This window comes from Mesorhizobium sp. GW821-FHT07A06 (assembly GCF_059419085.1).
On the sequence record NZ_JBWKRC010000020.1, the window covers coordinates 1 to 24,558 of the forward strand.

At 61.8% G+C, this 24,558-nt stretch carries 24 protein-coding genes; 18 read left to right on the top strand and 6 right to left on the bottom strand.

The annotated features are described in order from the left end of the window. Positions 1–77: 77 nt before the first annotated feature. Both AC07SZ_RS34530 and AC07SZ_RS34535 read left to right on the top strand, forming a co-directional pair. Complete coding sequence (locus tag AC07SZ_RS34530) at positions 78–860, top strand: alpha-hydroxy-acid oxidizing protein (RefSeq protein WP_494917767.1); 783 nt, start codon at positions 78–80, stop codon at positions 858–860. Further along, a complete protein-coding gene (locus AC07SZ_RS34535) occupies positions 817–1,830 on the top strand; it encodes an MBL fold metallo-hydrolase (protein ID WP_494917802.1) in 1,014 nt (337 codons plus the stop codon). Before AC07SZ_RS34530 ends, AC07SZ_RS34535 begins: the two co-directional genes overlap by 44 nt. A 222-nt stretch (positions 1,831–2,052) precedes the next feature. Here the strand turns inward: AC07SZ_RS34535 and AC07SZ_RS34540 are convergent, their stop codons facing one another. Beyond that, positions 2,053–2,961, bottom strand: a complete 909-nt coding sequence (locus AC07SZ_RS34540; protein WP_494917768.1) for a LysR family transcriptional regulator — start codon at positions 2,959–2,961, stop codon at positions 2,053–2,055. Positions 2,962–3,076: 115 nt separating this feature from the next. Here AC07SZ_RS34540 and AC07SZ_RS34545 point away from each other — a divergent pair, with 115 nt between their 5' ends. The 6 genes from AC07SZ_RS34545 (at position 3,077) to AC07SZ_RS34570 (ending at position 11,148) form a co-directional block, all read left to right on the top strand. Then, complete coding sequence (locus tag AC07SZ_RS34545) at positions 3,077–4,732, top strand: ABC transporter substrate-binding protein (RefSeq protein ID WP_494917769.1); 1,656 nt, start codon at positions 3,077–3,079, stop codon at positions 4,730–4,732. Between the two features lie 171 nt (positions 4,733–4,903). Beyond that, positions 4,904–5,773, top strand: coding sequence for a DUF427 domain-containing protein (locus tag AC07SZ_RS34550; protein WP_056564242.1), 870 nt, complete (start codon positions 4,904–4,906; stop codon positions 5,771–5,773). 93 nt (positions 5,774–5,866) lie between these two features. Then, on the top strand, positions 5,867–6,631 hold the full coding sequence (locus AC07SZ_RS34555) for an SDR family oxidoreductase (protein ID WP_494917770.1): 765 nt from the start codon (positions 5,867–5,869) through the stop codon (positions 6,629–6,631). Positions 6,632–7,039: 408 nt separating this feature from the next. Further along, positions 7,040–8,014, top strand: a complete 975-nt coding sequence (locus AC07SZ_RS34560; RefSeq protein WP_056564253.1) for an ABC transporter substrate-binding protein — start codon at positions 7,040–7,042, stop codon at positions 8,012–8,014. Between the two features lie 78 nt (positions 8,015–8,092). Further along, positions 8,093–9,172 (top strand): quaternary amine ABC transporter ATP-binding protein, encoded by a 1,080-nt coding sequence (locus AC07SZ_RS34565; RefSeq protein WP_172374221.1) that lies wholly within the window; start codon positions 8,093–8,095, stop codon positions 9,170–9,172. Beyond that, on the top strand, positions 9,169–11,148 hold the full coding sequence (locus AC07SZ_RS34570) for an ABC transporter permease (protein WP_494917771.1): 1,980 nt from the start codon (positions 9,169–9,171) through the stop codon (positions 11,146–11,148). Before AC07SZ_RS34565 ends, AC07SZ_RS34570 begins: the two co-directional genes overlap by 4 nt. Positions 11,149–11,169: 21 nt before the next feature. Here the strand turns inward: AC07SZ_RS34570 and AC07SZ_RS34575 are convergent, their stop codons facing one another. Next, positions 11,170–12,528: a trimethylamine monooxygenase gene (locus AC07SZ_RS34575; protein ID WP_494917772.1), complete on the bottom strand. Its 1,359-nt coding sequence runs from the start codon at positions 12,526–12,528 to the stop codon at positions 11,170–11,172. A 261-nt stretch (positions 12,529–12,789) separates the two neighbouring features. Here AC07SZ_RS34575 and AC07SZ_RS34580 point away from each other — a divergent pair, with 261 nt between their 5' ends. Further along, a complete protein-coding gene (locus AC07SZ_RS34580) occupies positions 12,790–13,509 on the top strand; it encodes a helix-turn-helix domain-containing protein (RefSeq protein ID WP_494917773.1) in 720 nt (239 codons plus the stop codon). Between the two features lie 405 nt (positions 13,510–13,914). Here the strand turns inward: AC07SZ_RS34580 and AC07SZ_RS34585 are convergent, their stop codons facing one another. From AC07SZ_RS34585 to AC07SZ_RS34600, 4 genes are all read right to left on the bottom strand, one after another. Continuing rightward, on the bottom strand, positions 13,915–14,955 hold the full coding sequence (locus tag AC07SZ_RS34585) for a heme-dependent oxidative N-demethylase family protein (protein WP_494917774.1): 1,041 nt from the start codon (positions 14,953–14,955) through the stop codon (positions 13,915–13,917). Positions 14,956–15,045: 90 nt separating this feature from the next. Beyond that, entirely contained in the window at positions 15,046–16,011 is a 966-nt protein-coding gene (locus AC07SZ_RS34590; protein WP_494917775.1) for a PDR/VanB family oxidoreductase, read from the bottom strand. Next, the gene (locus AC07SZ_RS34595) at positions 16,008–16,604 is read right to left on the bottom strand and encodes a dimethylamine monooxygenase subunit DmmA family protein (RefSeq protein WP_056564278.1); all 597 of its coding nucleotides are present in this window, start codon (positions 16,602–16,604) and stop codon (positions 16,008–16,010) included. The genes AC07SZ_RS34590 and AC07SZ_RS34595 overlap by 4 nt, the downstream gene beginning before the upstream one ends. 41 nt (positions 16,605–16,645) lie before the next feature. After that, positions 16,646–17,779, bottom strand: coding sequence for an aminomethyl transferase family protein (locus AC07SZ_RS34600; RefSeq protein WP_172374226.1), 1,134 nt, complete (start codon positions 17,777–17,779; stop codon positions 16,646–16,648). Positions 17,780–18,063: 284 nt separating this feature from the next. On the opposite strand from AC07SZ_RS34600, the gene AC07SZ_RS34605 reads away from it, so the two are divergent. From AC07SZ_RS34605 to AC07SZ_RS34645, 9 genes are all read left to right on the top strand, one after another. Continuing rightward, positions 18,064–18,351, top strand: a complete 288-nt coding sequence (locus AC07SZ_RS34605) for a hypothetical protein (protein ID WP_056564288.1) — start codon at positions 18,064–18,066, stop codon at positions 18,349–18,351. Between the two features lie 12 nt (positions 18,352–18,363). Then, positions 18,364–18,741 (top strand): hypothetical protein, encoded by a 378-nt coding sequence (locus AC07SZ_RS34610; RefSeq protein WP_056564291.1) that lies wholly within the window; start codon positions 18,364–18,366, stop codon positions 18,739–18,741. A 39-nt stretch (positions 18,742–18,780) separates the two neighbouring features. Next, positions 18,781–18,936: a hypothetical protein gene (locus AC07SZ_RS34615; protein WP_162258859.1), complete on the top strand. Its 156-nt coding sequence runs from the start codon at positions 18,781–18,783 to the stop codon at positions 18,934–18,936. Between the two features lie 14 nt (positions 18,937–18,950). Continuing rightward, entirely contained in the window at positions 18,951–20,354 is a 1,404-nt protein-coding gene (locus AC07SZ_RS34620; protein ID WP_056564294.1) for an APC family permease, read from the top strand. 45 nt (positions 20,355–20,399) lie between these two features. Continuing rightward, a complete protein-coding gene (locus tag AC07SZ_RS34625; RefSeq protein WP_056564297.1) occupies positions 20,400–21,089 on the top strand; it encodes a hypothetical protein in 690 nt (229 codons plus the stop codon). Continuing rightward, positions 21,086–21,415 (top strand): hypothetical protein, encoded by a 330-nt coding sequence (locus AC07SZ_RS34630; protein WP_056564300.1) that lies wholly within the window; start codon positions 21,086–21,088, stop codon positions 21,413–21,415. Before AC07SZ_RS34625 ends, AC07SZ_RS34630 begins: the two co-directional genes overlap by 4 nt. An 85-nt stretch (positions 21,416–21,500) precedes the next feature. Further along, positions 21,501–22,397 (top strand): class II glutamine amidotransferase, encoded by an 897-nt coding sequence (locus AC07SZ_RS34635; protein ID WP_056564304.1) that lies wholly within the window; start codon positions 21,501–21,503, stop codon positions 22,395–22,397. A 4-nt stretch (positions 22,398–22,401) separates the two neighbouring features. Then, positions 22,402–23,133, top strand: a complete 732-nt coding sequence (locus tag AC07SZ_RS34640) for a GltB/FmdC/FwdC-like GXGXG domain-containing protein (RefSeq protein ID WP_056564307.1) — start codon at positions 22,402–22,404, stop codon at positions 23,131–23,133. Between the two features lie 6 nt (positions 23,134–23,139). Then, a complete protein-coding gene (locus tag AC07SZ_RS34645; protein WP_056564310.1) occupies positions 23,140–24,468 on the top strand; it encodes an FMN-binding glutamate synthase family protein in 1,329 nt (442 codons plus the stop codon). The last annotated feature ends 90 nt before the right edge of the window (positions 24,469–24,558 follow it).

Below are 24,558 nucleotides of genomic sequence, written 5' to 3' on the forward strand. Positions count from 1 at the left end.
AGATGCCCGCGAACCTCGCCAGTTCCACAGGAGGAACGTCGTCTGAGACAGCTTGACTGTTCAGATAACGCGCCGAGGTGGCAACTGCCTCCGGCGCCAGCGCGGCGGGTGCCCTTTATCAATCCTCCGGCGCGTCCAACCGCCCACTCGAAGAAATTGCGAAGGCCACGCAGGGCCCAAAATGGTTCCAGCTGTATTTCAATTCGGATATCGGCGTCACCCGATCGCTGCTGCGCCGCGCGGCGGCGTCTGGTTACACCGCGATTGTTCTGACAGTCGATGCGCTCGGTCCGGGAGGTAGCGATCGAGTTCGCAAGTTGGGCAAGCCGTTCCCTCAGGGGATTACTTTCGGAAATCACGACCCTCGATATAGCGGCTCCGGCAGTTTCAGGGATCAGAAGCAGGGCCTCACGTTGGAGGACATCAATTTCTGCCGTGAGGTTTCCGGTCTGCCGGTAATTGTGAAGGGAATCCTTCGCCCCGAGGACGCAGTAAACGTCGTGGATGCCGGCGCGGCCGCCGTGCAAGTCTCGAACCACGGCGGTCGCCAGATTGATGGCGTACCAGCCAGTACAAGTGTCCTGCCGATGATTGCGGATGCGCTTAAGGGAAGAGTTCCAATCATCTTGGACGGCGGCGTCCGCCGGGGCATCGACGTGTTTCGCGCTCTTGCGTTGGGAGCCGATGCAGTCGCCGTTGGCCGTCCAATTCTCTATGGGCTTGGCGTAGGTGGTGCCCCAGGCGTGAAGAGCGTTCTCGACTTCCTGAGCGCCGAACTCAAGACGGCGATGCTGCTTGCCGGAGTCGGCGAGATTGGTGCGATTGATCGTGCAAGCATTGCCAGTGCTCAAAAATCTTGAATTTCGTGAGGAAACATCTATGAATCTCAAAAATATCGTTGTGGCAATACTTCTAGCCACCACTTCAAGCGCAGCTCTGGCGGCATCCGATACCGGAGAAGCCGTTCCACTTGAGCAGTATTCCAAGCGCGAGACACTTCCAGATCCGACCGCGACATCCTGCCCGGACCTTCCACGCACCTTGGAGCATGTGAAAGGCAATCTGTACCGTCATACAAACACTGCCTTGCCCGCATTGCACAGTGGATTGGTGCTAATCACGAACGAGGGGGCGCTGGTCATCGATCCCGCATCCACGTGCGCGACCGTGGCGCTTCGGGACGAAATCAAGACGCGCTTCAACGTAGGCGTCCGTTATGTAGTATATACCCATGCGCACTTCGACCACATAGTTGGTTCGCAACTGCTTCAAGACGATGGGGCGACCGTGGTCGCTCAGCGAAATGCGGTCGACGCTATCGTTGGCGAGAAACTCCCCGTTGCGGTCCCCAACAAGGTCTTTGACAAGGAGATGACGATCACCCTGGGTGGGGAGACCGTCGAGCTCCATCACATCGCTCCAAGTCACTCTAACAGTATGACACTGGTGCTCTTTCCGAAAGAGAAGGCACTCCAGTGCACTGACATATGTGAGTCGAAGACGATGCCTTACATGGACCTCCTGGATTTCTACTATGACGGCTGGATAGAAAGCCTGGATTGGGTGTTGAAGCAGGATGTCGATTACATTGACGTGGGACACTATACGCCAGCAACGAAAGACGACCAGCGAGCGCTGCGCGACTACATGATCTCGCTTCACTCTCAAGTTCTCGATTTGATCCGCAAAGGTCAGAGTTGGGATCAACTGTGGCGGAACGTCACGTTCACCGACGAACAGAAGTCATGGTTTGGTTATGCCTTCATGCGAGTTCCAAACATAGAAGGCATGTACCGCTGGGTCGGAAATCACCGTCGAGGCGTATGGTAGGCAGGTGGATAAACCAGCATCGATAATTTGAACTTAGACCCGATCGGCGGTGGACATCGCCGATCCCTCCGCCTTACTGAACTGGAGGATGAGCATCATCGCCGAAATAGGACCCGAGGGGCACCTCGATCATCGTGGCGCCTGTTTTTTCAGCCGTTTCTTTGGCGTGAATCCCCGGATCGTAGAATCCTACAGGCGGGCATATTCAGGAAAAATAACGGGTTAGCTGAATGGCTTCGATTTGGCCCATGCAGAACGATCGCCTTCCGAAAAGCCCTTACCCGCCATCCAGCCCCTGGCCAGCGTGTGCAGTCCGGTCAGCGCGACGTCCAGGACATCCGATGAGACTGGGTTGCTCGGATAGGCAAGGTAGATCGGTCGCTGGAACACCGGCGTGTTGTCGATGCGGCGCATCTCGCCGCGTTCAATATGACCGCTTACGGCGCTGAGCGGCAAATAGGCGGCCGCCTGTTGCGACAGCACATGCTGCAGGCCGATGAAGACCAGCCCGGCCGAAATGGCCGGCTTGACCATGCCGGCAAAGGCACGGTCGTGCTCGATGCGGAATTCGAGCCCCCAGTCCATAAGGATGTAGTTTTCGGACCATGGCTTGGTCTGCGCGGCATGCTGGACAAGCACCACCTGATCGACGGCCAGCGTTTCATAGACGATGCCGGGATGCGGGCGCGGCAGATAGAGGATGCAGATGTCGAGCAGTCCTTCCGCCAGTTGGTCGATGGCCAGATCCGGGAAACTGCCCTCGAGCCGTAGCGCCACGTTCGGCCGCCTAGCGCGCATCCACTCGACCCATGGCGAGGTTATGCGCTCCCACAGATAGGCGGGTGCGGTCAGCCGCAGCAGGCTGTCATAGCCATCGGGAACTGCGATATCCTGCCTCGATTGCTCCCAGGTGCGGGTGATGGAAGAGGCGTGCGGCAGGAACTGCCGGCCGGCAGGCGTGAGCGTGACGCCGTCACGATCGCGCACGAAAAGCCGGCGCCCCAACTGCTCCTCCAGCCCCCTGATCCGCGCGCTGACCGTGGATTGCGCAAGGTTGAGGCGGCTGGCCGCGACGGTGAAGCTGCCATGCTCGGCGACTTCCAGGAAACTGCGCAGGTTCTCGGTATCCATGGTCACACCTCGCATCGAAAATTTCGATGACCCCTATCAAAAAATATCGCTTTCCGGTCGCGGTCAACAATGACCTAAATGGCCGATCCCCCGAGGGCAAGCGAGGAATGCAGCCATGCCAACGCCTTTCGTGACGATCGACGCCGCCCGCAAAAATCTGACCGCAATCGAAAATTCCGCTGTCGACGAACTGCTTGCCGGCAGGCTCGACCGCCGCGATTTCCTGCGTCATGGCAGCGTTCTTGGCCTTTCCCTGCCGTTCCTGGGCAGCCTTGTCGCCGCTGCCGGCCTCGGCACGCAAAAGGCCCGCGCCGAGGGCAAGCCGGGCGGCACGGTGCGCGCCGGCGTCGCCACGCCGGGCGGCGCCATCGATCCCATCACCTACTATGACAGCGGCAGCTACCAGCTGGTTTTCCAGACCGCCGAGTTTCTGTGCGTCACGCAACCGGATCTCACCCTGAAGCCGGTGCTGGCGGAGAGCTGGTCGCCGAACGCCGATGGCAGTGTATGGACCTTCAAGCTGCGCAAGGGCGTGAAATTCCACAATGGCGAGGACTTCAAGGCCGACGACGTGGTCGCGACCTTCGATCGCCTCGCGGATCCCAACGGCGCCTCTAACGCGCTTTCGGTGTTCAAGGGCCTGCTGTCGAAGGGCGGCACGCGGAAGATTGACGACCACACCGTCGCCTTCCATCTCGATCAACCGAACGGCAGCTTTCCCTATTCGGTGTCGATCGACAATTACAACGCCGTCATCCTGCCGGCGAGCTACAAGGGCGACTACGAAAAGACCTTCGAGGGCACCGGCCCGTTCCGGCTGGAGAGCTACACGCCGAAGGTCGGCGCGACCTTCGTGCGCAACCAGGACTATTGGGGCGAGAAGGCCCTGCCCGACCGGCTCGAATTCAAGTTCTACGGCGACGTGCAGCCGCGCATCCTGGCGCTGCAGGCCGGCGAGGTCGATGTCCTCGACGCAGTACCGCTCGATGTCAGCCAGGTGGTGCTCAACAGCCCAGACATCACCGTGCTGCGCGTCGCCTCGACCGCGCATCGCCAGTTGCACATGCGTTGCGACACCGGCCCGTTCACCGACAAGCGCGTGCGCCAGGCGCTGGCGCTCAGCATCGACCGCTCCAAGCTGGTCGATGGTCTCTGCCGCGGCATGGCGGCAACAGGCAATGACAGCCCGTTCGCGCCCGCCTTCCCCGCCACCGACAAGTCCGTGCCGCAGCGTGTCCAGGATATCGCCAAGGCCAAACAACTGCTCGAAGCGGCCGGCCTCGCCAACGGCTTCGACATGACCCTGACGACGCTGCGCTATTCCGACATCCCGGGCTATGCGCAGCTGTTCCAGAATTTCGTCAAGGAGATCGGTGCCCGCATCGCGCTCAACATCGAGGACCAGGACAAATATTACGGCAAGGCGGTATTCGGCCAGTCGGACTGGCTGGACAGCCCGTTGGGGATCACCGACTACGCGCATCGCAGCGTGCCCAACGTCTTCCTCAAGAGCCCGCTGGTCAGCGACGGCCCGTGGAACGCGGCGCATTTCAAGAGCACGGCCTATGACGGCATGGTTACCAGCCATCTCAAGGCGCTCGACATCGGCGCGCAGCGCGCGGCCGCATCCGACATCCAGAAACTGCTGCTCGACGAGACGCCGGTGATCTTCAGCTATTTCCCGGATCTGCTGGTGCCGGTGCGCAAGAATGTCAGCGGCCTGCCGCCGATCGCGGCCGGACTGCTGCTCGATCGCGTATCGCTGGGATAGAGGCCGGATTGGACAATTCTGTCTTTCGGGCGGTGCGGCTATCCCCTGGCAGGCTGCAAAGAGCGATGGGGGCCATCGCTCGAGCCGCTCGATGCAAGAGAAACCCGCCGCCCGGAAACCCTCCGACACCATGGCTCAATCCAGGTTCATCTCGCTTTGCGCCAACGCTCGATGACAAAAGAAAAGAAACGGGAGACTACCATTCGCAAGCCTCATTTGCGCGGTCGCGGACCGCATTTCCCCCTGCTCGACACTATCGTGCAGTATGAATCGGAACCCGGCTATGTCGCCTTCACCATGCCGATGCAGAAGCGGCTGCGCGTGCAGGTGGGATCGATGATCGTCGCTGACACGACCAAGGCGCTGGTGCTCTACGAATCCGACCATTTGCCGGTCTATTACTTCCCGATCGGCGATGTGCGCGAGGAGTTCCTGCTGCCCAGCACCACGACGACCGAGAGCCCGTTCAAGGGCGTCGCCACGCATTATTCGCTGAACACCGGCATCACGCTGGTCGAGGATGCCGCCTGGCGCTATCTCGATCCGGTCAAGGGATCGCCGGACCTGTCGGACTACATGTCCTTCTATTGGCCCAAGATGACGCACTGGTACGAGGAGGACGAGGAGATCTTCGTCCACGCCCGCGATCCGTTCCGCCGGGTCGACTGCCTGCCGTCGTCGCGGCGGGTACAGGTCATCCTCGACGGCGAGCAGGTCGCCGATTCACGCCGCGGCGTGTTCCTGTTCGAGACCGGCCACCCGGTGCGCCACTACTTGCCGATCTCGGACACGCGGCTCGATATGTTTACGCCCAGCCGCTACATTTCACGCTGCCCCTACAAGGGCATCTCCAACTATTATCACGTGACGACGCCCAAGAAGCGGCACGAGAACCTCGTCTGGTATTATCCGGAGCCGGTGCACGAGGCCGAGCGCATCAAGGGGCTGGTCTGCTTCCATCACGAACTGGTCGACAAGATCCTGGTCGACGGCGTCGAGATACCGAAGGAATTCACGGCTGCATCCAGCGGCTATTTCTAGGCATCGCCCGCCCTCCCTAGTCGGCTTGCGCGCCGAAGGCTTGATAGAAAGGCGGCTCCGCGCATACCTTCCCTATGGCAGGGAGGACTATCGATGGATCTTTTCAAGCTGGACGGCGATGTCGCGCTGGTCACCGGCGCCGGCAGCGGCATTGGCCAGGCTATCGCGATCGGACTGGCTGAGGCAGGGGCTGATGTCGCCTGTTTCGGTCATGCATCGAAGGGCGGGCTGGAGGAGACCGCGCACCGGATCACGGCACTTGGCCGCAAGGCACTGGTGCTGACCGGCACAGTGACATCCGAAAGCAATCTCGCGGCGGCAATCGATCGCGTGGAGGCCGAACTCGGCGCACTGACCGTCGCCGTCAACAATGCCGGCATCGCCGGCTCGGAACCGGCCGAGACCTTGTCGCTGGAGACATGGCAGAAGGTGCACGAGGTCAACGTCGCCGGCGTGTTCCTGTCCTGCCAGGCCGAGGCGCGCAAGATGCTGGCGCGACGCAAGGGCTCGATCATCAACATCGCCTCGATGTCGGGCACCATCGTCAATCGCGGGCTGACGCAGGCGCACTACAACTCTTCGAAAGCCGCCGTCATTCACCTGTCGAGGAGCCTCGCCATGGAGTGGGCCGATCGCGGATTGCGCGTCAACGTCGTCAGTCCCGGCTACACGCTGACGCCGATGAACAAGCGGCCGGAGGTGGCTGAGGAGATCAAGATCTTCAAGCGCGACACGCCGATGGGGCGCATGGCCGCGCCGGAGGAAATGGTCGGGCCGACGGTGTTCCTGGCCAGCCGCGCGTCGAGCTTCGTCACCGGCCTCGATCTGATCGTCGATGGCGGCTACGTCTGCTGGTAAGATCACATCTTCGCCTGCAGTCTGAATTTGTGCAGCCGCGAGGCGTTAGTCGTTGCGTGAGATGAACGTTGGTATATATAATTTCACCCCATGAAACGGCGTTGGCGAGACGGGGCTTGCCAGGCCGGTAGCCGAGATCATGGGACCTTGATGGCTCGCACCTTGCAGGGCGCCGCAAGACTGGCAATTGATCCGCGGATGATCGCTCCCGCAGCGATGCATCGGCAGTCATGACGCTGACCCTCCCGGCACACTCCACCATCACCGAAATTCAGCATCATTTCGCCTGCGCCGGCTTTAGCCGCGACGTGGCGGCAAGGGCCTTGCGCAACGACCAGTCTTTCCACCACAATCATAAAAAGACGCAAGAAGGGAACAATAACCGCCACAGCTTGAAGGAGAACAAGCATGTCATTTCGCAGCTATATCTCGAAGTTATCGATGAGTGCCGTCGCGCTCGCGACACTAAGCCTGTTGTCACCTTCCGCCCACGCCGCCGCACCGGAATCCAACGACCCGATCAAGATCGCGCTGTTCGACTGGACCAGCGTCAACCTGAACGCCAAGATCCTCGGCGGCATCCTGGAAAAGCTTGGCTATACGGTTGAATACCCGACCGCCGACTACCTCTCCAGCCTGACCACCGGCCTCACCAATGGCGACCTCGATGTCGGCCTGGAATTCTGGGACACCACCGCCGGCGAAGCCATGAAAGCGTCCGATGCGACCGGCCAGACCGAACGTCTCGGCAAGCTCGGACCGAAAGCCAAGGAAGAATGGTGGTTTCCCGAATACATGAAGGAAAAATGCCCGACCTTGCCGGATTGGCATGCCCTTCTGGATGCCACATGCGCCGCATCGTTCTCGACGGCGGAGACGGCGCCGAAGGGCCGCTATCTCGGCGGCCCGGTGACCTGGGAAGGCTTTGACGACGAGCGCGTCGCCGCACTGAAACTGCCCTTCACGGTCATTCATGCCGGCACCGACGCGGCGATGTTCGCCGAACTCGATTCAGCCTATCAGCGCAAGGCGCCGATCATGCTGTGGATCTATTCGCCGCATTGGGCGCCGGCCAAATACAAGGGCGAATGGGTGCAATTCCCCGAATACACGCCCGAATGCTACAACGACCCGAAATGGGGCGTGAACCCCGATGCCAAATATGACTGCGGCAAGCCGCACGGCGAGATCTGGAAATATGCCTGGAACGGCATGAAGGACAAATGGCCGGTCGCCTACAAGGTGGCCAAGGCCTATACGATCGACACCGACGAGCTCAACAAGATGAGCGGCGAGATCGACCTTGACGGCAAGACGACGGAAGATGTCGCCGCCGCCTGGATCGCCGCGCACGAAGCCGACTGGAAAGCCTGGGCGCAGTGATCGTTCCTACTGGAAAATGGGGCCTGGCCGTTTGATCGGCCGGGTCTCAAATCTTTATGGTTCCAGAAGGACGATTGGATGACGGACAGGACTGAACAGAGGTCGGCTCAACCGGGCACGGATGACCGTCCGGTGAAACTTGCCTGCCGCAATGTGTGGAAGCTGTTCGGGGCGAACGCGGCCAATTTCATTCGCGAGCACGACGGCAAGGCCAGCATGGCCGATGTCACGGCTGCCGGACTGGTCGGCGCGGTGCGGGCGGTCGATCTCGAAATCCGCCAAGGCGAAATCTTCATCATCATGGGTCTGTCGGGTTCCGGCAAATCGACGCTGGTGCGCTGCATGTCGAGGCTGGTCGAGCCGAGCCACGGCAAGGTCGAGTTCGAAGGCAAGGACCTGCTGAAGATTTCCGACGCGGCGCTGATCGAACTCAGGCGCCATCGCATGGGCATGGTGTTCCAGAACTTCGCGCTGCTGCCGCATCTCAATGTCCTGGACAACATCGCCTTTCCGCTCAGCATACAGGGGCAGGACAGGCCGAGACGCGAGGCGCGCGCCCGCGAGGTCATCGAACTCGTCGGTCTGCGTGGCCGCGAACATTTCTATCCGCGCGAGCTTTCCGGCGGCCAGCAGCAACGTGTCGGCATCGCCCGCAGCCTGGCGACAAAACCGGAGATCTGGTTCCTCGACGAGCCGTTCTCCGCGCTCGATCCGCTGATCCGCCGCGAGATGCAGGACGAGTTGATGCGGCTGCAGACCATGCTGCACAAGACCATCGTATTCATCACCCATGATTTCGACGAGGCGATCAGGCTCGCCGACCGTATCGCCATCATGAAGGACGGCGAGGTCATCCAGACCGGCACGCCGGAAGAACTGGTGGTCAATCCGGCGACCGACTATGTCGCCGAGTTCACCCGCGACGTCGACCGCGCCAAGGTGATCTCGGCGCGCAGCCTGATGCGCGCCTGCGACGGCACAGAGCATGGCGGGACGGTGGCGCCGGAGGCCAAGATCGCCAGTTTTTCCGCCAGCATCGTTTCCGCCGGCAAGCCGTTCGCGGTGGTCAACGGCACCGGCAAGCCAATCGGTGAAGTCACACCGCAAGCGGTCATCGACCTTTTGGCCGGCATCGAACATACGAGAACCGGCACATGACGGTGACGGCAAGCGCCAGCGAGCCGAGGCCACCGCTTCAGCGGTGGCTGCTGGTCTGGGCGGCGGCACTTGCCGCCGTGCTGGCGGTGTTCCTGCTGCAGGACAGCGTCCCCTGGGCTGTCAACTATCCGGCCAACGCGGTCGTTCCCGTAGCGGACTGGGTCAGCGCGCTGATGGGCTGGATCAAGTCGAACCTGTCGTGGCTGACCCGCTCGATCACCGCGGTGCTCGGCGTGCCACTCGACTTCGCGCTCAATCTGCTCGCCAAGAACTTCAAGGTCGGCCACGGCGCGGACGCCTATGTCCTGCCGCGCCTGTCCTGGGTCGGGGTGTGCGCCACGGCTTTCCTCGCCGGGCATGCCGTGGGCGGTCGCAAACTCAGCCTGCTGGTCGGCGGCTGTTTCCTCTACATCGCTCTGTTCGGCCAATGGACCAGCGCCATGCTGACGCTGGCGCTGATTTCCATAGCCGTGCCGTTCTGCATCGTCACCGGCCTGTTCGCCGGCATCTGGGCCTGGCGCAAGCCATGGGCGGAAAGGCTGATCGTCTCCCCTGCCCTCGACCTGATGCAGACCATCCCGACCTTCGCCTATCTCATCCCGATGCTGCTGCTGTTCGGCAACAGCCCGGTATCGGCGATGATCGCCACCGCCATCTTCGCGACGCCGCCGATGGTGCGGGCGACGATGCTCGGACTGACGCGGGTGCCGCTGGAGATCGGCGAATTCAGCGACATGGCCGGCTGCACGGCGCGGCAGAAACTGTGGCGGGTGCTGTTGCCGTCGGCGCGGCCGACGTTGATGGTCGGTGTCAACCAGGTGATCATGCTGGCGCTCAACATGGTGATCATCGCATCGATGATCGGCGCCGGCGGCCTCGGTTATGACGTGCTTCTGGCGCTGCGCGCGCTGAAGGTCGGCGAAGCCATGGAAGCCGGGCTCGCCATTGTGGCGCTGGCCATCGCGCTCGACCGGCTGAGCCAGGCCATCGCGCGCAAGCAGGCAAAGGGCTATGTTCATCAGGCGGTGAACCCGAGCTTCTGGCGGCGCTACCCCAATCTGACGGTGGCCATCGCCATCCTTGCCGTCACCACGCTGCTCGGCCTGTTCGTGCCGGCTTTCGCCGCGGTGCCGAAGGCCATCACCTTCACCACCGCGCCGCTGTGGAAGGCGGCGGTGAACTGGGTGACGATCAACTTCTTCGATGCGATCGAAGCCTTTCGCGTGGCGCTGATCCTCAACGTGCTGAACCCGCTGCGTGCCTTCTGCGAGGGCTTTCCATGGCTGGGGGCCGTGTTCCTGCTCGGCCTCGCCGGCTATCAGCTCTCAGGTCCGCGCCTGGCCGCCCTGGTCGCGACACTGACTGCCTTCTGCGCCGTCACCGGGCTGTGGGAAAAAACCATGGCGACCGTCTATCTCTGCGGCATCTCGGCCTTCATCGCCTGCCTGATCGGCATCCCGATCGGGCTGATGGCGGCGCGCAGCGACCGTTTCGAGAAGATCGTAACCCCTGTCATCGACACGCTGCAGGTGCTGCCGTCTTTCTGCTTCATCATTCCGGTGGTGATGCTGTTCAGGGTCGGCGACGTCACCGCCATGATCGCAACAATAGCCTTCGCCGTGGTGCCGGCCATCCGCTACACCAATCACGGCATCAGGCAGGTGCCACCGGCATTGATCGAGGCGGCCAAGGTGTCAGGCTGCACGCCGCGCCAGACCTTCTTTCGCGTGCAATTGCCGCTGGCGCTTCCCGAGATCATGCTCGGCGTCAACCAGACCATCCTGATGGCGCTGGCGATGATCATCATCTGCGCCATGGTCGGCACACGCGACCTCGGCCAAGAGGTGTTCATCGCGCTGTCCAAGGCCGATTCCGGCCGTGGCATCGTCGCCGGCCTGGCAATAGCCTTCATCGGTATCGTCGCCGACCGGCTGTTCAACGCCTGGACGGCGAAAGCGCGGGCAAGGCTGGGATAGGGCAGGACGACGCGCCGCGGCCTATTCCGCCGCGACGCCCTTCACCTCGAGATAGCTCTCCATCGAATCGTCCAGCGCCTGCAGCCACGGCGTATGATGCAGCGGCGCCATGGTGCCGGTCATCAGCGAGCGATAGGCGTGATCGCGGAAGCTCATGATGTCTTCCGCCTTGTGGTGTTCCCATTCCATGAAGGTCTGGTTGACCGCCTCGACATCGAAGCCGGGATAGTCGGTCTGGTCCATCAGTTCCTTGGTGTAGTCGCCCTGGAACCAGATCATCTGCTCGGCGTCCTCCAGCGTCTCCTCCCGCGCCCGCCACTTGGCACTGTGTTCGGCCATCGCCTTGGCCGAGGGAAGCTTGATGCGGCCCATGATGACATCGCGCGCGAACCAGGCCTGCGCGTCGAACATGTTGAAGGTGTAGAACTGGTCCTGCATGCCGATATAGGACAGCTTCGGATTCTTCTCCCACACCACGCCTTCATAGAGGTCGAGCGGCCACATGCGGTTGGCGGTCTTGAGCTTCAGGTCGTCGGTGAGGAAGGGGAAGGAATGCAGATAACCGGTGCACAGGATGATGGCGTCGACATCCTTGGTGGTGCCGTCCTTGAAGTGCGCGGTCTTGCCGACGACCTTCTGCAAGAGCGGTACCTCTTTCCAATTCTCAGGCCATTTGAAGCCCATCGGCTTGGAGCGGTAGCTGGAGGTGATCGACTTGGCGCCGTATTTGTAGCATTGCGAGCCGATATCCTCGGCCGAATAGGAGCGGCCGATGATCAGGATATCCTTGCCCTTGAATTCCATCGCGTCGCGGAAATCATGGCTGTGCAGGATGCGGCCGTTGAAGGTCGAGAAACCCTCGAAGTACGGCACATTGGGCACCGAGAAATGCCCGGAGGCGACGACGACATTGTCGAATTCTTCGGAATAGGTGACGTCGTTGGTGCGGTCATGCGCGGTGACGGTGAATTTCTTTATCTCGTCGGAGAAGGTGACCATGCGCACCGGGCTGTTGAAGCGTACCCATTTGCGCAGTCCCGACTTCTCGACGCGGCCCTTGATGTAGTCCCACAGCACGGCGCGCGGCGGGTAGGAGCCGATCGGCCGGCCGAAATGCTCCTCGAAGGTATAGTCGGCGAATTCCAGGCATTCCTTGGGTCCGTTCGACCAGAGGTAACGGTACATCGAACCGTGCACGGGGTCGCCATGTTCGTCGAGGCCGGTGCGCCAGGTGTAGTTCCACAGGCCGCCCCAGTCGGACTGCTTTTCGAAGCAGACGATTTCGGGAATCTCGGCGCCCTTGTCGGCAGCCGACTTGAAGGCCCTGAGCTGTGCCAGGCCGGACGGTCCGGCTCCGATGACGGCAACGCGAGTTTTCATTTCAGGGCCTCCTCTTTTTTGATTTCCCCAGCGAAACAAATTTCACTGAGAGTGACAGTAATTGGCCCTTCCGTGCTGTCAACAGACATCTGCTGGAACGGCATTTGCGCGCAGCGGATTCCTGGCGAAAAACCTGCGGCGATTGCAGTCGCCGAGCCGGCACATGCGACACAAGATGGCTTGCCGTCGCGGTTGCGCTCCTGTATCGGCACCTAAGATGTTCACCGTGAGTGAAATAAATCCTGAAGTTGCGGGGGCGAGATGGCAAAGACAATTTCGGATTCGAAGGCCGGTCATGGTCCTGCAAAAGCCAAGCCGTTGGCAAAGGTCTCCGCGGACGGAAAGACCATCCGCGCGCCGCTGACGCAGAACCCGCACGCCATCCGCGACACACGCGAGAAAGTGCTGGAGGTCGCGATCGGCCGCGAGGTGCGGGCGTTCCGCAAGAAGCTCGGGATCACAGTCGCCGACCTGGCGGTCGCCACCGACATTTCGCTGGGCATGCTGTCGAAGATCGAGAACGGCATCACCTCGCCGTCGCTGACCACCTTGCAGGCGCTGTCACGGGCGCTCGGCGTTCCCGTCACCGCCTTCTTCCGCCGCTTCGAGGAAGAGCGAAGTGCTGTCTTCGTCAAAGCCGGCGAAGGCCTTGATGTCGAGCGCCGCGGCACGCGTGCCGGTCACCAGTACAATCTGCTCGGCCATATCGGCTCCAACACCAGCGGCGTCGTCGTCGAGCCCTATCTGATCACCCTGACCGAGGACTCCGACGTGTTCCCGACCTTCCAGCATGAAGGCATGGAGTTCCTCTATATGCTGGAAGGCGAGGTCGTTTACCGGCACGGCAGCAACCTCTACCCGATGAAGCCCGGCGACAGCCTGTTCTTCGACGCCGACGCGCCGCATGGCCCGGAGCAGCTGACGAAGCTGCCGATGCGGTATCTGTCGATTATCTGCTATCCGCAGGGCAGTTCCGGGTGATTGGCTAATCGCCCTCTCGTGGGAGTGATGTACGGTAGCACAGAGGGGCGCGCCCTCGGCATGTCTTTGCTTGCACCGGCTCAAACCGCGCGCTTCGTCATCCTCGGGCTTGACCCGAGGATCCATGCCGCGACCTTCGCCGACGGTGCAACGGAGCAGAATTCTCGACCGTTACAACGCTTTAACGTCACGGAATGGATCCTAGAGCAATTCCAGGAAAAGTGTGAAACGGTTTTCCGTCCGGAGTTGCGTTAAAACAATGAGTTAGAGCAGTTTGCCGTTTCCGTGAAACGGTGAAATGCTCTAGGGTCTGCGCCGCGTCGCTTCGCTCCTTGCTTCGCCCAAGATGACGAATTCGATGGTTCGCGTTCCTTCGTGCCCATCTTGGCAGCTTCGACGGCAGCTCTAATCCGGCCCAAACCCTGGGCTCGTCGGGCTGCCATCATCCAGCCTCGACAGCCACTCCACCAATGTCGGGCGGTAGCGCGTCAGGCCCTTGTAGGTCGCGAGTTCTTCGGGCAGGTCGCGGATGACGCGGTGCAGGCGCCGCGCCCATTTCGGCTGCGTCACCAACTCGTCCATCTTGATCAGGTAGCAGCGGATCGGAAAGACGATGCCGTTGGAGCGCGGCAGCCGCCAGAAGCTCTGCAATTCGACGCGCAGATGGACCTTGTCGCCGACATTCTCCGGTGACACGGTTGTCCGGTCCGGACCCCATTTGTGATAATTCTCCGGGCTGGTGTCGAGGCGCGGATTGATGGTCATCGTCCAGTTGAGACGACGCGCCGGCTTGCCTTGCTGGATGTTTGTGAGGAACTTCAACGCCCTGACGAAAATCCCCTTCTCATGCGCCAGCGGCACTGGCGCGTGCCACTCGAAAAAATTCATGCCTATGTCGAAATCGAGCGACCAGTCGGCCTGGGTTGTGACCATGCCGGCATCCATCCACAGATTGCCGTCGCGCTGGTCGAGGATGCAGAAATCGCCCTGGCTCTGCCTCGTGATATATTCCATCGGGCCGTAAGGCAGCGTCGAGGTGTCGCCGAAGGTGAAGGTATCGTCGATGCCGAGCGGCCGGTTGATCCAGCGCCAGCGGTCACCGTCGCGCGTCAGCGTGAAATGCTCGGGATAGCCAAGCGCCTGCTGCTCCATCAAAAGCTCAAGCAGGTCCCAGCCGGCCAGCGTCATGTGCGGCAACGATTGGCAGCGCAGCGGATCCTCGGCCAGCACCAAAGCGCGGTCCTGCATCTCGGCGACATAGTGCTCGTCGACGTCGATCAGGTTCTCGAGCACGCTGCCCTTGGGGCCGACGACATGCGGTTCGATGTTGACCGCATACATGTAGGCGTCTTCGTGGAACGGGAACGGGAACCGCCTGATATGCTCAGGGCTGTTCCTGAAGGTGAAATCGTCGCGGAACGTTTCCTTGCGAAAGGTGATGCCCATGATTTCCTCCTAGAGCGGGATGCCCACTCTATCTCTTTGTTTAGCCGCATTTCTGCGACGCCAAGTGTATCCACTTGGCTGCAAAATGTTTTACCGCTCCAAGACCAGCGACCGGCCCTCGAAGCGCGACACGCACGGCATGATCTTGCAGCCGGAACGATGGTCCTCCTCGCTCAGCCAGTGGTCATTGTGGATGAACTTGCCATCGTAGGAGATGACGTTGGTCTCGCACTGGCCGCAGACGCCGCCGCGGCAGAGATAGGGCGGGTCGACACCGGCCGCCTCGATGGCCTCGAGCAGGCTCTGCTGTTCGCCGACCTGGATCGTCTTGCCGCTGACGGCCAGCGTCACGTCGAAGGGCAGTCCGGGCTGGGGTGCCGCGAAATGCTCGAAATGCACGGCTTCCGACGGCCAACCCAGACTAGCCGCGCGGTCGCGCACCCAGTTGATCATGCCGGCCGGGCCACAGACATAGAGATGCGTGCCGAGCGGCTGCGTCGACAGCAGCCGGTCGAGGTCGATGCGCTCGTCGCGGTCGTCATGGTAGAGCCTGATCCGGCGGTCGTAACGCTCCCGCAGCACATCGGCATAGGTGCCGAGCGAGGCGGTGCGGCAGGTGTAGTGCAATTCGAAGTTTCCGCCTTCGCCGGCCAGTTGCGCGGTCTGCGCCATGAAGGGCGTGACGCCGATGCCGCCGGCAAGCATCAGGTGCTTTCTTGCACGCAGGTCGAGCGAGAACAGATTGACCGGGTAGCTGATCACCATCTCCAGCCCCGGCTTGACGCTGCGATGCATGAACAGCGAGCCGCCGCGGCCGACATCGTCGCGGCGCACGGAGATCGTGTATTCGCGCGTGTCGAGCGGCGAGCCCATCAGCGAATAGGGATTGAGCCGGGTGCGATCGCCGTCGCGCATCTCGACCACGACATGGGCGCCGCCGGAAAAGGTCGGCAACATCTGCCCGTCGCGCCGGCGGAAATGGAAGCGGGTGACCAGTTCGTTGACAGGAACGACGTCGCTTACCACGACATCGAGCTTGGTGGTGCCGGTGCTCATGGGAAGGCCTCCTCCATCGGAGGAATCTCGGAGCGATCCTCGGCGTTGATGCACACGCCCTGGAAAGCAGCGAGGCGCCTGGAGTAATGATCGCGCACCAGAAGCAGCAGCCCGCAGTGCGAACAGGTGGCGGGCTGCGTCGTCACGTTTTCGGTGATGCCTTTGCAGTGCACGCATTGCATGCGCCGTGCCAGGGAACCGCGATGCTCGGTCTGCATGGAGGTATGGTCGATGCCGGCTTCGAGCGCTACTTGCATGGCCTGGCCGATCAGGCCTTCGGTGCCGGCGAGGTAGAGGCGCAACCCCATATGGGCATTGCTCAGTGTCTGCTTCAGTCGCGGCAGCACGCTTGCGAAGGACGGCGCCTGATGAAACTGCCCCGGTTTCAGCGCTTCGAGGGCGTCGACATGCTTGCCGTCGGGGCCCGGGATGAAGACGATTTCGGCGCCGTCGAAAAACCCGGCCGGCGCTCCTGCGGCCATGTCTGAAATAGCGAGCGCACCTTCGGCATCGGCGATGAAAAGATGGTGTTTGCCGGGCTGCGGAGAGAGCGTTCCGTAGACCGGCCGGCTGATGATGCTTTTGGCTGCCATTTAAGTCTTCGTGCCTCGAACCCCTCGCCGTTGATGATGCCTCAACCCTTGGCCGTGCGCTTGGTCTTTTTGGGATCGTCGAAAGGCAAGGGCTGCGCCGTCGCCTTGATCGACCCGTTCTTGTTGCGGATCTCGAGCTTGGTGTCCTTGACCGCGCAGTCGACGTCGAGGCGGGCGATGCCCATCGATTTCTTGACCAGCGGCGAATACATGGCACATGTCACCACGCCGACCTTTTTGCCGTCGCGGTAGACCGGTGCGCCTTCGTCGGCGGGCTCCTTGCCGTCGAGCAGCACACCATAGATCTTGAAGCGCTCCTTGCCCTTCAGCCGGTAGTGCTCCTCGGCCCCACGGAAGCCGGTCTTCCCGGGGCTGACGGTGAAGTCGAGGCCGAGTTCCCACAGCGTGTCACCGGGGCCTTCGTTCTCGAACGGATATTTTTGGGAATTGTCGTAGGGGTAGAAAAGCAAATAACTTTCGACACGCAGCATGTCGAGCGTGGTGAAACGGCACGGAATGATGCCGGCGCTCTTGCCCTCGTCGAGAATCCTGTCCCAGATCGTGCCGGCGTCCTGGCCGCGGCAGAAGATCTCGTAGCCGCGCTCGCCGGTGTAACCGGTGCGCGAGATCATTACCGGGAAACCGAACAGCTGCGTCTGCATATGATGGAAATAGTTGAGATCGCGGATACCGGGCACATGCTTGGCCAGATAATCGACCGCGGTCGGTCCCTGCAGCGACAGATCGTGCAGATTGTCATCGAAGCGCAGCGAGACATCGCGGCCCATCGCGGCGCGCTGCAACTCCTCATGGCCGGTGCCCGAACCATGCACCACCATCCAGCTGTTCGGGCCGGTACGGTAGAGGATGCAGTCGTCAGTGAATTTTCCCGCCTCGTTCAGCATGCAGGCATAGGCCGACTTGCCCGGATAGATCTTTTCCACGTCGCGCGTGGTGGCGAGGTCGATGAGGTGCGAGGCATGAGGCCCAGTGATGTGAACCTTCTTGAGCCCCGACACATCCATCAGACCGGCCTTGGTGCGGATGGCGATGTATTCTTCGTCGGCGTCCTTGTCGTAGGTCCAGGCGGTCCCCATGCCGCTCCAGTCTTCGAGCTTCGAACCCAGCGCGCGGTGGCGGTCCGCCAGGGTCGAAAATCTCCAGGATGCCGTCATCCGCTCGTCCTCCGTTCAAAAATCCACTGTTCCCTGCTCCTTGGCGCGGAGGCCGGAGCTTTGGCTTGAATATTGACCGCAAACGCAGGAGAGCCGCAATCCCCTGAAAGCAAATAATTTCATTGTCAGGCAAAATTGACCGCCCCAAGCAAATGGTTAACCCACGTAAATTCATCTTGACAATTGCGGGAAACGGCCTGAATTTATGAAAAAAATTTCACTCTCTTGAAAGAGAGCGGCGCGCGGAGGATTCGGAACCGGGCGCCCGGAAAAGGGGAAAACCGATGTCAGACCTGCAGCAGCGCATCGAAGCGCTGTACCGTTCCGACTTGCGCGGAGCCGCGTTGCTGATCATCTGCCTGTGGGCGACGATCCTCTTCGTGCTCTTCATGACATGGCCGTACATTCCGCACGACGGCATCAAGGCCGTCGTCGCGATTGCCGCCGCGGCCGTGCTGATCTTCAACACGGCCGCGATCCTGGCGATGGTCAAGCACTACAAGGAAGACAAGGACTTCATCTACGGTCTCGATATCAAGAACGCCGACGCCTCCCGCAACCGCAAGTCCTGAGGGGTACAACGCATGTCCCGCTACACGCCGCCGGAGCAGAGCAAGACCGGCCAGGTTTTCGACATCGTGGTCGTGGTGGTCGCCATTTTCGTGGCGCTGTGGCTGCCGCTGAAACTGGGCCTTGCCGGAGCCGCCAAATCCATCGACGCGCTTGACGCCAAGACCTGGGAAGCGCTTGGCCAGAACCCGACGATGGCCTCGATTTGGGAAAAGCTCGGCTACACGCCCGAGACCGCGCACGACATCATCCAGAACCGTTTTCACTACGTCATCGACTGGCCGACGCTGATCATCATGGCGGCGGTGCTGATCGGTTATTTCGTCTTCCTGTTCCGTGCATCCGATCGCGAATATCGCGACGTCATCAACGAGAAGTTCGACGACAAGTAAAAGTTCTGGCGACGAGTCATCGGGGACACGATCATGTGGATGGCACTTTCTTACGCATGCTGGGGCATCTCGATCTTGCTCGCGATCTGGATGCTCTACGACTGGTTCAAGGTCGATACGACCTATTCCGAGGACGTTCTGACCTCGTCGCGCGAAGGCGAGCTTGAAGCCGTTTCCGAAAAACACCGGATCTGAGTGGGGATTGAACGATGACGGTCGCGCTTGAAACGGCAGAAACGGTAGTGCATGGCGGCCGGGTTTCGCTGCTCAGGGTACTTGGCCCTTCCCATGTCTGGGCCCTCGGCGTGGGTATCGTTCTGGTGGGCGAATTCACCGGCTGGAATTTTGCCGCGGACAAGGGCGGCACGCTGGCGGCGCTGATCGTCTGCTGGATCGTCGGACTGCTCTACACCTCGGTCGCCATGATTGATTCCGAGGTGACGTCGACTGTTGCCGCCGCCGGAGGCCAGTACGCGCAGGCAAAGCACATCGTCGGACCGCTGATGGCATTCAACGTCGCGCTGTTCCTGGTCTTCGCCTACACCATGCTGGAGGTCTCGGATGCTATCCTGCTCGGCGACACGATCGTCGCCAAGGCGGGGGTCGAGGGGCTGAACCACAATGCCTTCATCGCCGCGACCATCGTCGTCCTGGCCTGGCTCAATTACCGCGGCGTGCTGATGACGCTCAACGTCAACTTCGTCATCACCGCCATCGCCTATGTCTCGATCGTCATCCTGTTCTTCTCGGTCAGCCCGTGGACGCAAGGTGCCGTGCTGAAGCTGAACGAGCTGGTCACACCCGCCAATGCCCTGCCCTATGGCTGGATCGGCGTCATCGCCGCCTTCCAGTTCGGCATCTGGTTCTATCTGGGCATCGAAGGCACCACGCAGGCCGCCGAGGAAGTTCGCTCGCCGGCGCGCTCCCTGCCCTACGGCACCATGGCCGGCATGATCACGCTTCTGATCGCCGCCGCCATGACCTGGTATGTCTGCGCCTCGCTGATGCCCTGGGAATATCTCGGGATCACCTATTACCCGCTGTGGGACGCCGGCAGGCTGACCGGCAGCCCGCTGCTGGAGAACCTGCTGTTTGTCGCCACGCTGCTCGCGGCCCTGGCATCGGCCAATGGCTGCATCAACGACGCGGCACGCGCCTGGTTCTCGCTCGGTCGCGATCGCTATCTGCCGAGCTGGTTCTCGGCCGTGCATCCCAAATACCGCACGCCTTACCGGTCGATCCTGTTCCTGCTGCCAATCGCGCTCGCCTTCGCCTTCATCGCCGACCTCAACCAGGCGATCACCTTCTCGATCCTGTCAGGCGTGCTGCAATACACTTTCATGAGCATCAATATCATGATGTTCCGCAAGAAGTGGCCGCTCGGCACGATCCGCCGCGGCTATACGCATCCCTTCCATCCGCTGCCGGCGATCGTGCTGTTCTGCCTGTGCGTGGTGACTTTCTTCGCCATCTTCCTCGGCTTCGGTTCGCAGCTGAGCGCCATGGTCGCGTTCTACTTCCTGATCTCGTTGTGGTTCCACTTCTACCGCTACAAATTCGTGCGGCGTGGCGACCAGTTCACCATGCCCTGGCCGAAACCTCAGGGCTATTGATGGGAGTAGGCTTGCCCGGATTCGGGGTGAGCCTGGCATGACAAAATGTCCGAAGTGACATCAGCACTATTCGCCGGGGCCATTGTCCTGGCTCTCGCCCTCCATCTTGCGTGGCTGGCGCGTCGCGGCCGCAACAGGGTTCTGGCGGCGCTTGCCGCCGACGAGGCCGCCGTCCGAACCGTCATCGCCGATGCCGCCGATGTTTCTGACGGCACCGCCGGTGTCATCACCTGGGAAGGATCGTGGAGCGGCCAACGCGTTCAACTGCGCACCATTGTCGATACGCTGGCGACAAGAAAACTCCCGGCCCGCTGGCTCAGCGTTTCGATCATCGAAAAGGTCGCGGTGCAGGCCACGTTCGACATGATGATGCGGCCGGGCTCGCCGACGACCTTCTCCAATTTCGACCATCTCCAGCATACGCTGCCCAAGGCTCCGGGATTTCCAGCCGAGGCGGTGCTGCGCACCGACCGTCGAGGCACGCGTTTCCCGCAAGGCATCATCGCCGACCACCTGGAACCCTTTTCGGAAGGACGCGCCAAGGAACTGTTGATCACCCCCGGAGGTGCGCGCATCGTCTGGCTGCTGGCCGAGGCCGAGCGGGCACGCTACGGCGTTTTCCGGCAGGCCGCCTTCGTTGACGCTCGGATCGATCCGACGCTTGTTCAGCGGCTGCTTGTCTCCCTCTCGGAGCTGCGAGACGCCATCAATCGCAGCGAACGGCAAGCCGCATGACCAGTCCAATCCCTAAGCCGGCCCCGGTGAGCCCTTATCTCGTCCTGGGTTCGGCAATCGTGCTGCCGGCAAGCGGCCATGTCATTCTGGGCGTGCCGGTGCGCGGGCTGCAGTTTCTGTTCTTCATGATGATCCTGGCCTGGGTGACCGTCAGGATCGCGCCGCCGGACGCCGGCTTCATCGGCCGTCATGCCGGTGGCTTCCTGATCTATGCCCTGTCGATCCTCGACGCCTACAAGCTCGCCCGCATCCGCCACGCCCGATGGGTTCACAATGCCGTGCAGGACAGCGAGAATTCGCATGGCGGCATTGCGCCACATACGTAACTAGAGGAAAATTTTTTTCATATGATTGAATTCGCACAACGCATTCGATACATCATCTCTTAGCTGCAAACGCCGGGAGGCTGACATGTGTGGAATTGTCGGACTGTTTTTGAAGGACAAGTCGCTGGAGCCGAAGCTCGGCGCGATGCTGTCGGAGATGCTGGTCTCGCTCAGCGATCGCGGCCCGGACAGTGCCGGCATCGCCATCTATGGCGCGCCCTCCAGGAATGAAGCCAAGATAACCATCCAGTCGGCGAAGCCGGCGCGCGATTTTCGCGACCTCGATAGCGAGCTTGCCAAGGCGATCGGTGTGCCGGTGAGCATAGCGGTGAAATCGACTCATGCCGTCGTCAGGACAGCGCCTGCCAAGATCGACGAAGCGCGCGAGGCGATCCAGGCGCTGCGCCCCGATATCCGCATCATGGGCGCCGGCGACGTGGTCGAGATCTACAAGGAAGTCGGTCTGCCGGAAGCGGTCGTCGATCGCTTCGATGTCCGCAAGATGGCAGGCACGCATGGCATCGGCCACACCCGCATGGCAACGGAATCGGCGGTGACGACCATGGGCGCGCATCCGTTCTCGACCGGCGCCGACCAGTGCCTGGTGCACAATGGCTCGCTCTCCAACCACAACAATGTCCGCCGCGAACTGGTTCGCGAAGGCATGAAATTCGAGACCGAGAACGATACAGAGGTCGCCGCCGCCTACCTCTCCTCGCAGATGGCGCATGGCAAGAACCTCGGCGAAGCGCTGGAAGGCACGCTTTCCGACCTCGACGGCTTCTTCACCTTCGTCGTCGGCACCAAGAACGGTTTCGGCGTCGTGCGCGACCCGATTGCCTGCAAGCCCGCCGTCATGGCCGAGACCGACCAATATGTCGCCTTCGGCTCGGAATATCGCGCGCTGACCAAGCTGCCCGGCATAGACAATGCGAGGGTCTGGGAACCGGAACCCGCAACTGTCTATTTCTGGGAGCATTGAGTTCATGCCGGCAACCAAACTTTCGAAGGCAGCGACGCAAGACCACGCCTCCCGGATCTTCGATCTCGATGTGTCGTCGCTGCGCGAGCTCAACCAGGCGCTGCACAACCTGGCTCCGGGCTCGAATGAAACGGCATGGGAAGTGCTGCACCCGAAGGGCAGCCATTCGGTCGCCGTCGGGGTCGACCAGCCTGTCAGCATCGATGTGCGCGGCAGCGTCGGCTACTACTGCGGAGGCATGAATTCGGGCAGCACCATCACCGTCCATGGTTCGGCGGGACCCGGCGTCGGCGAGAACATGATGTCGGGGTCGATCATCGTGAAAGGCGATGCCAGCCAGTATGCCGGCGCAACCGGCAAGGGTGGCCTGCTGGTCATCGAGGGCAACGCGTCGTCGCGCTGCGGCATTTCGATGAAGGGCATCGACATCGTCGTGCACGGCAATATCGGCCACATGTCGGCCTTCATGGCGCAGTCCGGCAATCTGGTGGTGCTGGGTGATGCCGGCGATGCGCTGGGCGATTCCATCTACGAGGCGCGGCTGTTCGTGCGCGGCAAGGTCGACAGCCTGGGTGCCGACTGTATCGCCAAGGAGATGCGGCCCGAGCATCTCGAGTTGCTGCAAGGCCTGCTCGACCGCGCCGGCATCACCGGCGTCAAGCCGTCGGAGTTCAAGCGCTACGGCTCGGCGCGCACGCTCTACAATTTCAATATCGACAACGCCGACGCGTATTGAGGCAGCATGACCTATCGCAACCCGCCGACAACGCCGCGCAAATCCGCGACCTTCGACGACTACACGCTTTCCGAGATCCGCCGCGCCGCGGCGACCGGCATCTATGACATCCGGGGCGCCGGCGCCAAGCGCAAGCTGCCGCATTTCGACGACCTGCTGTTCCTCGGCGCCTCGATCTCGCGCTATCCGCTCGAAGGCTATCGCGAGCGCTGCGACACATCGGTCGTGCTCGGCTCGCGTCACGCCAAGAAGCCGATCGAGCTGAAGATCCCGATCACCATCGCCGGCATGAGCTTCGGTTCGCTGTCGGGCCCGGCCAAGGAAGCGCTTGGGCGCGGCGCGACGCTGTCAGGCACCTCGACCACGACGGGCGATGGCGGCATGACCGAGGAGGAGCGAGGCCATTCCAAGCAACTGGTCTACCAATATTTGCCGTCGCGCTACGGCATGAACCTGCGCGACCTGCGCCGCGCCGATGCCATCGAGGTCGTTGTCGGCCAGGGCGCCAAGCCGGGTGGCGGCGGCATGCTGCTCGGCCAGAAAATCTCCGACCGCGTCGCCGAGATGCGCACGCTGCCGAAAGGCATCGACCAGCGCTCGGCCTCGCGCCACCCCGACTGGACCGGGCCGGACGATCTCGAGATCAAGATCCTCGAACTGCGCGAGATCACCGACTGGGAAAAGCCGATCTACGTCAAGGTCGGCGGTGCCCGCCCCTATTACGACACCGCGCTCGCCGTGAAGGCCGGCGCCGATGTCGTCGTGGTGGACGGCATGCAGGGCGGCACGGCGGCAACGCAGGAAGTGTTCATCGAGAATGTCGGCCAGCCGACACTCGCCTGCATCAGGCCGGCAGTGCAGGCACTGCAGGACTTGGGCATGCACCGCAAGGTGCAGTTGATCGTCTCCGGCGGCATCCGCAACGGCGCCGATGTCGCCAAGGCGCTGGCGCTCGGCGTCGATGCCGTCTCGATCGGAACGGCAGCCCTGGTCGCGCTCGGCGACAACGACCCCCGCTGGGAGGCGGAATACAACAAACTCGGCACCACGGCCGGCGCCTATGACGACTGGCATGAAGGCCGCGACCCCGCTGGCATCACCACGCAGGATCCCGAACTGATGAAGCGGGTCGACCCAGTGGCCGCCGGCCGCCGGCTGGCCAACTACCTCAAGGTGATGACGCTCGAGGCGCAGACAATCGCGCGTGCCTGCGGCAAGAACAGCCTGCACAATCTCGAGCCCGAGGATCTCGTCGCGCTCACCATCGAAGCCGCCGCCATGGCTGGCGTACCGCTGGCCGGCACCAACTGGATACCGGGGAAGAACGGCTTCTAGAGCATGATCCTGAAAAGTGAATTCCGGTTTCCGGAAGAGATCACGCTCGAACGAAGAAACAGCACACCGAAAATACCATAAGCGAGGAAC